Origin of the sequence: Solilutibacter silvestris (assembly GCF_002895945.1) — a bacterium.
In the GTDB taxonomy this organism is placed as follows: domain Bacteria; phylum Pseudomonadota; class Gammaproteobacteria; order Xanthomonadales; family Xanthomonadaceae; genus Solilutibacter; species Solilutibacter silvestris.
Genome location: NZ_NPZB01000002.1, coordinates 100610 through 113403 on the forward strand (window position 1 = coordinate 100610; position 12794 = coordinate 113403).

Below are 12794 nucleotides of genomic sequence, written 5' to 3' on the forward strand. Positions count from 1 at the left end.
CCTTGCGGCGCCCGTGTCGTTTCAAGCAGCGATGATGATCGCCGCGTCGATCAGTAGCGGTAATGCTCCGGCTTGTACGGGCCTTCCAGCGCCACGCCGAGGTAATCGGCCTGGTCCTTGCTGAGCTTGGTCAGCACCACGCCGATCTTTTCCAGATGCAGGCGCGCGACTTCCTCGTCGAGATGCTTGGGCAGGCGATAGACGGTGTTTTCGTACTTGTCCTTGTTCGCCCACAGGTCGATCTGCGCCAGCGTCTGGTTGGAGAACGAATTCGACATCACGAAGCTCGGGTGGCCAGTGGCGCAACCGAGGTTCACCAGGCGACCTTCGGCGAGCAGGAACATCGCATTGCCGTTCGGCATGATGTACTTGTCGACCTGCGGCTTGATGTTGACGTGCTGCACGCCCGGCAGCGCGCGCATCGCATCGACCTGGATCTCGTTGTCGAAGTGGCCGATGTTGCAGACGATGGCCTGGTCCTTCATCTTCGTCATGTGATCGACGGTGATGATGTCCTTGTTGCCGGTGGTGGTGACGTAGATGTCGGCCTGTCCGAGCGAGGATTCGACGGTGTTGACCTCGAAGCCTTCCATCGCCGCCTGCAACGCGCAGATCGGATCGATCTCGGTGACGATCACGCGGGCGCCGTACGCGCGCAGCGAATGCGCCGAACCCTTGCCGACGTCGCCGTAACCGCAGACCACCGCGACCTTGCCGGCCAGCATCACGTCCATCGCGCGCTTCAGGCCATCGGCCAGCGATTCGCGGCAACCGTAGAGGTTGTCGAACTTCGACTTGGTGACCGAATCGTTGACGTTGATCGCCGGCACCAGCAACTTGCCCTGTTCGGCGATCTGGTAGAGGCGATGCACGCCGGTGGTGGTTTCTTCCGACACGCCCTTCCACTCGGCGACGACCTTCGTCCACCAGCCCGGACGTTCCGTCGCCACGCGCTTGAGCAGATCCTTGATCACCTGTTCTTCGTGATTCGACGCCGGCGTATTCACCCAATCGTCGCCGTGTTCGAGTTCGTAACCCTTGTGGATCAGCAGGGTGACGTCGCCGCCGTCATCGACCACCAGTTGCGGGCCGAGGAAACCGCCCTTGCCGTCGGGGAAGCTCAGCGCCGACAGCGTGCAGTCCCAGTATTCCTCCAACGATTCGCCCTTCCACGCGAACACCGGGGTGCCGGCGGCAGCGATCGCGGCGGCGGCCTGGTCCTGGGTCGAGAAGATGTTGCACGAGGCCCAGCGCACGTCGGCGCCGATGTCCTTCAGCGTCTCGATCAGCACCGCGGTCTGGATGGTCATGTGCAGCGAGCCGGTCACGCGCACGCCCTGCAGGGGCTTGGTGGCGGCGTGCTTGCGGCCGATCGACATCAGGCCCGGCATCTCGTGCTCGGCGATGTCGATTTCCTTGCGGCCCCAGTCGGCCAGCGTGATGTCGGCGATCTTGTAATCGCCATCCTGGGAAAAGGTCTTGATTTGGGCGTTCATGGTGGGACTCCGTATTGGTGAGCCGATGGCTCGTCACTACGGGCGCCGTTGTCGATTGCCGAGCCTGGTGGACCACGCTTCACTTGGAAAGCGGCCATCGCAGCGCCCCTCGGCAGGCCGCCATTTTATCGCAATATCGCGATAAAGGGATGAATGGATCGGTGATTTCGCCGGAATCCACGCAGGCTGAACGCATCCGTGGCACTCTCGTCAGTCCAAGTCCATTGGAGGCTCCATGGATTACGGTACCGAGCAGATCCGCAACATCGCGCTGGCCGGGCATCCCGGCGCCGGCAAGACCCAGCTCTTCGAGGCGTTGCTGCATGCCGGCGGCGCCATCAACAGCCCCGGCTCCGTCGAGCGCGGCAGCACCGTCTCCGATTTCGATCCCTTGGAGAAGGAGCGCGGCCACTCCATCGACGCGGCGATCGCCAGCACCGATCACAAGGGCATCCACGTCAATCTGGTCGACACGCCGGGCTATCCCGATTTCCGTGGCGCAGCGCTGGCGGCGCTGGCGGCGGTCGATACCGTGGCGGTGGTGGTGGATGCCGACACCGGCGTCGGCCACGGCACGCGACGGATGATGCAGATCGCGGCGGAACGCGGCTTGTGTCGTGCCATCGTCGTCAACAAGATCGATGCAGCGGGTGCAAATTGCGCACGCGTCATGGATGAGTTGCGATCGAACTTCGGCAACGCGGTGCTGCCGCTCAATCTTCCTGCGCAACGCCGAAGCACGGTGATCGATTGCTTCGGCAACAGCAGCGGCGACAGCGATCTCGGGCCGGTGGCCGATTGGCACCAGCGCATCATCGACCAGGTGGTCGAGATCAACGAAACGGTGATGGACCATTTCCTCGAGCTCGGCGAAGGTGGTTTGTCCGGGCAGGAACTGCACGACGCCTTCGAGCAATGCCTGCGCGAAGGGCATCTGATCCCGGTGTGTTTCGTCTCGGCGCGGCAGGGCGCCGGCGTGGCGGAATTGCTCGACATCGCCGAACGCCTGTTTCCGCATCCGGGCGAAGCCAATCCGCCGCCGTTCGTCAAGGGAATTGGCGGCGATGCCGTCGCCATCGAGGCCCGCCCCGATCCCTCCGCGCATGTGATCGCCGACGTGTTCCGCATCATCCACGATCCCTTCATGGGCAAGCTCGCGGTGTTCCGGGTGTACCAGGGCACGCTGAAGAAGGACGCCACGTTGTTCGTCGACGATGGCCGCAAGCCGTTCAAGGTCGCGCACCTGTTCAAGCTCAAGGGCAAGGAATACGTCGAGATCGCGCGCGCCGTGCCCGGCGATATTGCCGCGGTGGCGAAAGTGGACGAACTGCATTTCGATGCGGTCCTGCACGATTCGCATGACGAGGACCAGATCCACCTGAAGCCGACGTCGTTCCCGAGTCCGATGTTCGCGCTGGCGATCGAGGCGGCGAGCAAGGGGCAGGAACAGAAACTCGCATCGGCCTTGCACAAGCTTGCGGACGAAGATCCCGCGGTGCAGGTGCATCACGACGCCGAGTTGAACGAAACGGTGTTGCGCGGATTGTCCGACTTGCACCTGCGCGTGCTGATCGATCGCTTGAAGTCGCGCCATGGCGTCGCCGTCGCCACCCATCCGCCACGCGTGGCCTATCGCGAAACCATCGGTGCGAAGGCCGAGGGTCATCATCGCCACAAGAAACAGACCGGCGGCGCGGGACAGTTCGGAGAAGTGTTCCTGCGCGTCGAGCCGTTGCCGCGCGGCGGCGGTTTCGAATTCGTCGATGAAGTGAAGGGCGGCACCATTCCCGGGCAATTCCTGCCGGCGGTGGAGAAGGGCGTGCGCCAAGTGTTGAAGGCGGGCGCGCTGGCCGGATTCCCGTTGCAGGACGTCCGCGTGATCGTCTACGACGGCAAGCATCATTCCGTCGACAGCAAGGAAGTCGCGTTCGTCGCGGCGGGCAAGAAGGCGTTTCTGGATGCGGTGGCCAAGGCGCAGCCGCAAGTGCTGGAACCGGTGGTCGATCTTGAAGTGACGGTACCCGATGCGAACGTCGGTGACGTCAGCGGCGCGTTGTCATCGAAGCGTGCGCAGATCCTCGCGACCGATTCGCTGCGCGGCGGCGAGATCGTGGTGCGCGCGAAAGCGCCATTGGCGGAACTCGACGGCTTCGCCGCGGAACTGAAATCGATCACCGCCGGGCGCGGACGCTACGCCATCGACTTCAGTCATTACGATCCGGCGCCGGCGCGCATGCAGCAGGCGCTGGCCGCGGCGTGGAAACCGAGGGTGGAGGAGGATTGATCCTCCCCAGACAAACGGCCCGCTTGCGCGGGCCGTCCGTGTATTGCATCAGGTGCGAGGCGATTACTTGCGGCGCGCCTTGCCCTTCGCGGCCTTGGCCAGTTCTTCGGCGCGATCGGTCGCTTCCCAGCTGAAGGCGACGGCCTTTTCCTTCTTGCCATCCAGACCGGCGTAGGTGATCTGTTCCGGCTTGCGGCCGAAGTGGCCGTAGGCGGCGGTGCGCTGGTAGATCGGGTGCACCAGGTCGAGCATCTTGATGATGCCGTACGGACGCAGGTCGAAATGGGCGCGGATCAGCTTCTCGATCTCGGTGTCCGCGATCTTGCCGGTGCCGAAGGTGGTGACCGAAATCGAGGTCGGTTCGGCGACACCGATCGCGTAGCTCACTTGCACTTCGCACTTGTCGGCGAGGCCGGCGGCGACGATGTTCTTCGCCACGTAGCGCGCGGCATAGGCAGCCGAACGATCGACCTTCGACGGATCCTTGCCGGAGAACGCGCCGCCACCATGACGGGCCATGCCGCCGTAGCTGTCGACGATGATCTTGCGACCGGTCAGGCCGCAGTCACCCACCGGGCCGCCGATCACGAAGATGCCGGTCGGGTTGATGTGGACCTTGTTCTTCGGCAGCGTGTCGTACCACTTCTTCGGCAGCACCGGCTTGATGATGTGCTCGCGGACGGCCTCGACCAGATCCTTCTGCTTGATGTCCGGGTCGTGCTGGGTCGACAACACCACCGCTTCGATGCCGGTAATGGTGTGGCCTTCGCCGTCGTAGCGCAGCGTGACCTGCGACTTCGCATCCGGGCGCAGCCACTTCAGCTTGCCGTTCTTGCGCACCTTGGCCTGCTGTTCCACCAGGCGGTGGCTGTAGTACAGCGGCGCGGGCATGTATTCGGGTGCCTCGTTGCTGGCGTAGCCGAACATCAGGCCCTGGTCGCCGGCGCCCATTTCCTCGGGCTTCTTGGCTTTCTTGCTGGTGCCATCGACACCGGCGGCGATGTCCGGCGACTGCTTGCCGAGCATGTTGATGATGGCGCAGGTGTGGCCATCGAATCCGACGCGCGAGTTGTCGTAGCCGATGCCATTGATGACGTTGCGCGCCAATTGCTCGATGTCGACCCACGCAGTGGTGGTGACTTCGCCAGCGACCACGGCCGCGCCGGTCTTGACCAGGGTTTCGCAGGCCACGCGGGCGCGTTTGTCCTGGGCCAGGATCGCGTCGAGCACGGCGTCGGAAATCTGGTCCGCGACCTTGTCGGGATGGCCTTCGGACACCGATTCGGAGGTGAACAGATAGTCGGACATCGGCTTATATCCTTTTATACGGATGGAGAGATAGGTGCGCATGATACACGGAGACGGGGCCTGCGCACAGTCCGGCCCCGGTGATTTAACGCCGGTTGTGCAATCCCTGCCACGGATGTCACACAACTGCCGCCGCGATGACACGCCGCTGTCGTTGCCGACGGAGACGCTGCCGGCATCCACAGGGTACGCCCGCCGATGCTGCAACTTGAAGACCGCCTGCAGTCCCGCTTCCCGCGCTGGTTCCATGGTCGGCGCGCGCACGTGGTGCGGCCGTTGCTGCGATCGCTGGCGCGCTGGTCGCGGCTGGATCGGATCGATACATTCCTGAATGCCCATGCCGATTTGCGGGGGCACGACTTCGTCCGCGCCGGGCTCGATTTCCTCCAGGTGCGCTATGCCATCGGTGATGCGGATCTGGCGCGGATTCCGCCGCAGGGACGCCTGGTGATCGTCGCCAACCATCCCTCCGGCGCGACCGATGCCTTCGCGCTGCTGGACGCGGTTGGCCGGGTACGGCGCGATGTTCGTATCGTCGCCAACGATTTCCTCACCGCGCTGGAACCGCTCCGCGACCTGTTGCTGCCGGTGCGCATCCTCGGCGGGCGACCAAGCAGCGATTCATTGCGCGCGATCGAAGCGGCGTTGCAGCGCGAGGAATGCGTGATCGTGTTTCCCGCAGGCGAAGTCTCGCGGATGTCGCCGCGCGGGATCCGCGACGGACGCTGGCGCCGCGGCTTCCTGAAATTCGCGCGCGCGGCCAACGCACCGGTGCTGCCGGTGCACGTCAAGGCGCGCAATTCCCTGTTGTTCTACGGCACCTCGGCGATGTTCAAGCCGGTGGCGACAGCATTGCTGGCCCGCGAGATGTTCGCCCGTCGCAACGACCAGATCCGCTTGCGCGTTGGCGAGACGATGATCCTCGCGGCGGATGCTGCGCCGGCTGCAGCGATCAATACCGTGCGTCGCGCGGTCTACGCGTTGGCCCGGCGGCCGCGGGATGGATCGGAAGCGGCGACGCTTGCACAGGAATCGTTGGCGCCATCGCAATCGGTGACGGTGATCCGCGATGCGGTGCAGGCGCTGGAGCTGCTCGGCCGCACCAGCGACGGCAAGGACATCCGCATCGGCCAACTGGCGGCGGGTTCGGCCTTGCTCGACGAAATCGGTCGCCTGCGCGAGCTGACCTTCCGGATGGTCGGCGAAGGCACCGGCAGGCGCGTCGATCTCGATCTCTACGACAGCTGGTACGAACACATCGTGCTGTGGGATGCGCAGGCTGGACGCGTCGTCGGGGCGTATCGCATCGCCCGCGGTGCGCGCGTGCTGGCCGAACGCGGATTGCAGGGTCTCTACACGGCGTCGCTGTTCGATTACCGCGAAGCCGCGATCCCGCATCTGGCCCAGGGCATGGAGTTGGGACGCAGCTTCGTGGCGCCGGATTACTGGAACAGCCGCAGCCTCGATTACCTGTGGCAGGGCATCGGCGCCTACCTGCAACGACACGCCGACATTCGTTATCTGTTTGGGCCAGTGTCGATCAGCGCCGCGTTGCCGGTGTCGGCGCGCGAGCAACTGGTCGCGTACTACTCGCGTTTTTTCGGCGGCCAGTCGAGTCTTGCGACCTCGCGCCGCCCGTTCTGTTACTTCGCCGCGCCGCCGGAATTCGGCGATCTCGACGGCGATACCGCGTTCCGCGTGCTCAGGGCCAATCTCGATGCACTGGGTGCGCAGGTGCCGGTGCTCTACAAGCAATACACCGAATTGTGCGAGCCGGGTGGCGCGCGATTTCTCGCCTTCGGTGTCGATCCCGACTTCAGCAATGCCGTGGATGGATTGATCGAAGTCGATCTCCAACGCCTGCGTGCGAAGAAACGCCAGCGTTACCTCGGCGCGGCGACGCCGGTTCCGGCATGACTGCAGGCCGCCAGCGCGCGGTCTTCCTCTCCGACGTCCACCTCGGCTCGCGCCACTGTCACGCAGAGGAACTCGCTGCGTTCCTCTCCAATCTGGCGTGCGAGCGCCTGTACCTGGTCGGCGATATCGTCGATCTGTGGTGGATGGCGCAGCGGCGCGCGGTGTGGGGCGTCGCGCAACATCGCGTGGTGGAGGCGCTGCACGCCTTGCGTCGCGCCGGAACCGAAATCGTCTACATCCCCGGCAACCACGATCGCCCGATCCGTCGGTTCTGCGGCCTCGCACTGCCGGCGATGCGCGTGCGTCGACGCATGGTCCACGTCACCGCTGACGGTCGTCGCCTGCTGGTGGTGCATGGCGATGACTACGATGCGGTCACGCATTTCGGCGGGGTGCAGGAACGTTTCGGCGACTGGCTGTACTACCGCATCCTCACCGGCAACCAGTGGTTGAATCGCGCGCGCCGTCGCTTCGGCCTGCGCTACTGGTCGCTGTCGGAATTCCTCAAGCGCCAGAGTGGCGCGGCGGAGCGCTATATCGATCGCTTCATGCAGGCTGCACTCGACGATGTGCGACGGCGCGGGCTGGATGGCGTGATCTGCGGCCATATCCATCGTCCCGCACTGGTGCGACACGAAGGACTGATCTACGCCAACGATGGCGATTGGGTGGAGAGCTTGACCGCGCTGGCGGAAGACCGCGATGGCACTTTGCGGCTGTTGTCGCACGCGGGCGAGGTGCTGTCCGAATTGCCACCACGCCTGCAATTGGTGATGGAAGAGGCGTTGCCGAAGGCGGCGTAGCGGTGCGCGATCACGCCGCGATGGCGTAGCGTTCCCCGGCGATCAATGTGTCGAAATAGTCGCTGGTCAGGCGGACCTGGCCTTCTGCAGTTTCCGCGGCGTTCACCACTGCGCGGAACGCGGAGTTCTCCGGGCGATCCTTGGCATACCAGCCGAGATGCTTGCGGGCGATGCGCACGCCGGAGACTTCGCCGTAGAACTCATGCAGTGCATGCAGGTGGCCGAGCAGAATGCCGCGAATTTCGGCCAGCTCCGGCGCGGGCAACAGTTCGCCAGTCGCGAGGAAGTGCGCGACCTCGCGAAAGATCCATGGCCGACCCTGTGCGGCGCGCCCGATCATCACCGCATCGACGCCGGTGCGGCGCAATACCTCGGCAGCCTTGCGTGGAGAATCGATGTCGCCGTTGGCGATCACCGGGATGCGCAACATCGACCTGATCGCGGCGATGGTGTCGTACTCGGCGGTTCCGCTGTATTGCTGGTCGCGGGTACGGCCGTGCACCGCCAGCGCGGCGATGCCGCAGTCCTCGGCGATGCGCGCGATCATCGGCGCATTGCGATGTTCGGCGTCCCAGCCGGTGCGGATCTTCAGCGTCACCGGGACATCGACGGCGTTGACCACGGCGGACAGGATTCCGGCGACCAGGGTCTCATCGCGCATCAATGCCGAACCGGCCCAGGCGTTGCAGACCTTCTTCGCCGGGCAACCCATGTTGATGTCGATCAGTTGCGCGCCGTGATCGACATTGTGGCGTGCGGCATCAGCCATGATCGCCGGCACCGTTCCGGCGATCTGCACGCTGATCGGCGCCGGTTCGCCATCGTGGTCCATTCGCGTGCGCGACTTGCTGGTGTTCCAGAAACGCGGATCGGACGTCGTCATCTCCGACACGGCCAAGCCCGCGCCCAGTTGCTTGCACAATTGGCGGAATGGCTTGTCGGTGACCCCAGCCATGGGCGCGAGGATCACCTTCGGTTCGATGCGGTACGGCCCGATCTGCATGGGCACATTGTAGTGGCGCACGAAAAACCCGGCCTGGGCCGGGTTTCGTGGAAGCGATCGGGTGATGTCACCTCAATGCGCGATCTGCACGTCCTTGTTGCGATCATGGCGATAGCGGAACAGCGGCACGAACAGGATCGCCATCACCAGCGCGTACAGCGCGAATGTGATCCAGATGCCATGCCAGTCCTTCACGCCACCGGCACTGGTGAACCAGCGATCGATCATCCAGCCGCTGATCGAGCTGCCCAGCACCGCGCCGATGCCATTGGTCATCAGCATGAACAGGCCTTGTGCCGAGGCACGGATGCGCGGATCGCTCTGCTGCTCGACGAACAGCGAGCCGGAGATGTTGAAGAAGTCGAAGGCCATGCCGTAGACGATGCAGCTGAGGATGATCATCCACAGGCCCGGTCCCGGATTGCCGTAGGCGAACAGGCCGAAGCGCAGGAACCACGCCACCATGCTGATCGTCATCACTGTCTTGATGCCGAAGCGGCGCAGGAAGAACGGAATCGCGAGGATGAACAGCGTTTCCGAGATCTGCGAGATCGACATGATGATGGCGGGGTACTTCACCGCCAGCGAACCGGTGTAGGCCGGATTCTTCTCGAATTCACCGAGGAAGGTGCCGCCGTAGGCATTGGTCAGCTGCAATGCCGCACCCAGCAACATCGCGAAGATGAAGAACACCGCCATGTTGCGATCGCGGAACAACCGGAACGACGTCAGCCCGAGGATATCGAGCAGCGAACGGCTGCCGATCTGGGCCATGCGCGGCGGCGCCGGAGGCAGGCTGAACGCATAGATGCCGAGCACGAATGCGGCACCTGCAGCCACGTAGAACTGGCCAGGCGATTTCTCCAGTCCGAGCAGGCTGGTGGTCCACAGCGCGGCGATGAAACCGATCGTGCCCCAGACGCGGATCGGTGGATAGTCGCGGATCACGTCCATGCCGTTCTGCTTGAGCGCGTTGTAGGCCACCGCGATCGCCAGCGAGATGGTCGGCATGTAGCAGATCATCGTCGCCAGGATCAGCAGGAAGAACTGGTTGGGATTGGCTGCCTGCGGCAGCAGGCACAGGAAGACGCCACCGAGGATGTGCAGCACGCCGTACAGCTTTTCGGCATTGATCCAGCGGTCGGCGACGATCCCCATCAGCGACGGCATGAACAGCGCCGAGATGCCCATGGTCGAGAAGATCGCGCCGAAGCTGGTACCCGACCAGCCACGATTCTCGAACCAGTAGCGGCCGATGGTGATCAGCCATGCCCCCCAGACGAAGAACTGCAGGAAGTTCATCACGGTGAGGCGCAGCTTCAAGCTCATGGTGTGTCCGGTCTTGGGTTCCCGGGACGGAGATTAACGCGAAATCATCCGATCCCGCGCAATGCCACCCACAGGCCCAACGCCAGGAACACCAGCGCCGCGGTGATGCGCGCTGCCTTCAACGGCAACTTGTGGGCGAAGCGCGCGCCCAGCAACACCACCGGGACGTCGGCGACCAGCATGCCCAGCGTGGTGCCGGAAATCACCTGCCACAGTGGTGAATACTTGGTGGCGAGGAGAGCGGTCGCGACCTGTGTCTTGTCGCCGATCTCGGCCAGGAAGAACGCGATGGCGGTGGCGAGGAAGGCGCCGTGCGCAGGCAATGGCGCGTCTTCCTCGATGGTGTCGGGCTTCAAGGTCCACAACGCGATGCCGATGAAGCTGGTCGCCACCACCCAGCGCAACACTTCTGGCGTCAACCAGTGCGCGATCAGCGAACCCAGCCAGGCCGAGGCGGCATGGTTGAGCAGGGTCGCGACGAGGATGCCGGCGATGATCGGCAGCGGGCGACGGAAACGCGCGGCCAGCAGCAGGGCAAGCAGTTGCGTCTTGTCGCCGATCTCGGACAGGGCAATGGTGCCGGCGGAAATCAGCGCGGTGGAGAAGGGCAGGTCGATCATCGGCGAATTTTACCCGGTCGCGCCATTAGACTGTCGTTCCGCAGTCAAGGACACCGCCATGCAATACCGCCGCCTGGGTACCACCGGATTGCAATTGTCGGCGCTGTCGTTCGGTGCGTGGATCACCTTCGGCGACCAGATCGGCCGCACCGAATCGCGCAACCTGATCGCCGCCGCCTGGGATCACGGCATCAATTTCTTCGACAACGCCGAGATCTATGCCCATGGCCGCGCCGAGGAAGTGATGGGCGATGTCATCGCCGACCTGCGCCTGCCGCGCGACGGCTACGTGGTTTCCAGCAAGGTGTTCTTCGGTGCGCGCCCGAACCCGCTGCCGACGCAGCGCGGCCTCTCGCGCAAGCATGTCTTCGATGCCTGCCACGCGGCGATGCAGCGCCTGCGCGTCGATTACCTCGATCTTTACTTCTGCCATCGCCCCGATCCCGACACACCGATCGCGGAAACCGTAGCGGCGATGGACACGCTGGTGCGCCAAGGCAAGGTGCTCTATTGGGGGACATCGGAATGGCCGGCGGAATTGATCGTCGAGGCGCATCGCATCGCGCAGTCGGGTGGCTACACGCCGCCGGCGATGGAGCAGCCGGAATACAACCTGTTGCATCGCCGCCGCGTGGAGCAGGAATACGCGCCGCTCTACCGCGACTACGGCATGGGCACCACGATCTGGTCGCCACTGGCCTCGGGCATGCTCACCGGGAAATATGCGAGCGGCGTGCCGGCGGAATCGCGACTGGCGCAAAGCGATCACCAGTCGTTGCGTCATGAACTGCTGGAGGATCGCGATGGTGGCACCCGCATCGCGCGTTCCAACGCCTTCGTCGCCATCGCGCGCGAAGCCGGCCTGATCCCGGCACAACTGGCGCTGGCGTGGTGCCTGCGCAATCCCCATGTCTCCACGGTGATGCTCGGTGCCAGCCGCGTCGAACAACTGCTGCAGAACCTGCCGGCGCTGGACTTGCAGGTCGACGACGCGTTGTGGGCGAGGGTGGAGGCGGCTGTCGGCTGATTGTTTTCGACATCGGCCTATACTCGCCACATAGACAAGGGTGAGGAGTGGTGCGATGGGTGGAATTCTTGCTGCGATCGTGATCTTCGCGTTGGTGGTGCTGGTCGCCAAAGCGGTGCGGATGGTGCCCCAGGGTTATGAATGGACGGTGGAGACGTTCGGCAAGTACACGCACACGTTGTCGCCGGGCCTGCATTTCCTGATGCCGATCTATCAAGGCGTCGGTCGCAAGATCAACATGATGGAACAGGTGCTGGAAGTCCCCAGCCAGGACGTGATCACCAAGGACAACGCGGTGGTCAAGGTCGATGGCATCGTGTTCTTCTCGGTGCTCGATGCCGCCAAGGCGGCCTATGAAGTGGCGACGCTGGAAATCGCCATCCTCAACCTGGTGATGACCAACATCCGTACCTCGATCGGTTCGCTCGATCTCGATGAATCGCTGTCCAAGCGCGATGAGATCAACGCCAAAGTGCTGGTCGCCGTGGACGCCGCCACCCATCCGTGGGGCATCAAGGTCAACCGCATCGAACTGAAGGACATCGCGCCGCCACGCGATCTGGTCGATTCGATGGCGCGGCAGATGAAGGCTGAGCGTGAGAAGCGCGCCAACATCCTTGAAGCGGAAGGTTTCCGCCAGGCTGCGATCCTGAAGGCCGAAGGCGAGAAGCAGTCGGTGATTCTCGAAGCCGAAGGCAACCGCGAAGCCGCGTTCCGCGCCGCCGAAGCACGCGAACGCGCGGCCGAAGCCGAAGCCAAGGCGACGCAACTGGTGTCCGACGCGATTTCCGCGGGCAACGTCCAGGCGATCAACTACTTCGTCGCACAGAAATACATCGAGGCGTTCAAGGCGTTGGCCGAAGCGCCGAACCAGAAGTTCGTGATGATGCCGATGGAAGCGTCGGGCGTGATCGGTTCGCTGGCCGGCATCGCCGAACTCGCGCGCGAAGCGCTGGAGCGCCAGCCCAGCGCTTCCAAACCACCGCAACTGTCGCAGCGGGGCTGAG

10 protein-coding genes and 1 riboswitch are annotated in these 12794 nt (G+C 64.0%); of the genes, 5 read left to right on the forward strand and 5 right to left on the reverse strand.

The features are described from left to right. Positions 1-50: 50 nt before the first annotated feature. On the reverse strand, positions 51-1496 hold the full coding sequence (gene ahcY / locus Lysil_RS08020; RefSeq protein ID WP_103075114.1) for an adenosylhomocysteinase: 1446 nt from the start codon (positions 1494-1496) through the stop codon (positions 51-53). 33 nt (positions 1497-1529) lie between these two features. After that, positions 1530-1613, reverse strand: a riboswitch (S-adenosyl-L-homocysteine riboswitch). A gap of 118 nt (positions 1614-1731) precedes the next feature. Here ahcY and fusA point away from each other — a divergent pair. Then, positions 1732-3780 carry an elongation factor G gene (fusA, locus tag Lysil_RS08025; RefSeq protein WP_103075115.1) on the forward strand — a complete coding sequence of 683 codons (2049 nt, stop codon included), beginning with the start codon at positions 1732-1734 and terminating at the stop codon, positions 3778-3780. A 63-nt stretch (positions 3781-3843) separates the two neighbouring features. Here fusA and metK read toward each other — a convergent pair whose 3' ends face one another. After that, positions 3844-5088, reverse strand: coding sequence for a methionine adenosyltransferase (gene metK, locus Lysil_RS08030; RefSeq protein ID WP_103075116.1), 1245 nt, complete (start codon positions 5086-5088; stop codon positions 3844-3846). Positions 5089-5286: 198 nt separating this feature from the next. On the opposite strand from metK, the gene olsF reads away from it, so the two are divergent. Beyond that, a complete protein-coding gene (olsF, locus tag Lysil_RS08035; RefSeq protein WP_103075117.1) occupies positions 5287-7005 on the forward strand; it encodes a bifunctional ornithine lipid synthase OlsF in 1719 nt (572 codons plus the stop codon). After that, on the forward strand, positions 7002-7808 hold the full coding sequence (locus Lysil_RS08040) for a UDP-2,3-diacylglucosamine diphosphatase (protein ID WP_103075118.1): 807 nt from the start codon (positions 7002-7004) through the stop codon (positions 7806-7808). Before olsF ends, Lysil_RS08040 begins: the two co-directional genes overlap by 4 nt. 10 nt (positions 7809-7818) lie before the next feature. Here Lysil_RS08040 and dusB read toward each other — a convergent pair whose 3' ends face one another. The 3 genes from dusB to Lysil_RS08055 form a co-directional block, all read right to left on the reverse strand. After that, positions 7819-8811: a tRNA dihydrouridine synthase DusB gene (gene dusB / locus Lysil_RS08045; protein WP_103075119.1), complete on the reverse strand. Its 993-nt coding sequence runs from the start codon at positions 8809-8811 to the stop codon at positions 7819-7821. A 72-nt stretch (positions 8812-8883) separates the two neighbouring features. Next, on the reverse strand, positions 8884-10140 hold the full coding sequence (locus tag Lysil_RS08050; RefSeq protein WP_103075120.1) for a nucleoside permease: 1257 nt from the start codon (positions 10138-10140) through the stop codon (positions 8884-8886). Between the two features lie 44 nt (positions 10141-10184). Continuing rightward, entirely contained in the window at positions 10185-10760 is a 576-nt protein-coding gene (locus Lysil_RS08055) for a TMEM165/GDT1 family protein (RefSeq protein WP_103075121.1), read from the reverse strand. Positions 10761-10818: 58 nt separating this feature from the next. On the opposite strand from Lysil_RS08055, the gene Lysil_RS08060 reads away from it, so the two are divergent. Together Lysil_RS08060 and Lysil_RS08065 are read left to right on the forward strand one after the other, a co-directional pair. Continuing rightward, a complete protein-coding gene (locus Lysil_RS08060) occupies positions 10819-11787 on the forward strand; it encodes an aldo/keto reductase (protein ID WP_103075968.1) in 969 nt (322 codons plus the stop codon). A 55-nt stretch (positions 11788-11842) separates the two neighbouring features. Beyond that, positions 11843-12793 carry an SPFH domain-containing protein gene (locus tag Lysil_RS08065; RefSeq protein ID WP_103075122.1) on the forward strand — a complete coding sequence of 317 codons (951 nt, stop codon included), beginning with the start codon at positions 11843-11845 and terminating at the stop codon, positions 12791-12793. Position 12794: the final 1 nt, after the last annotated feature.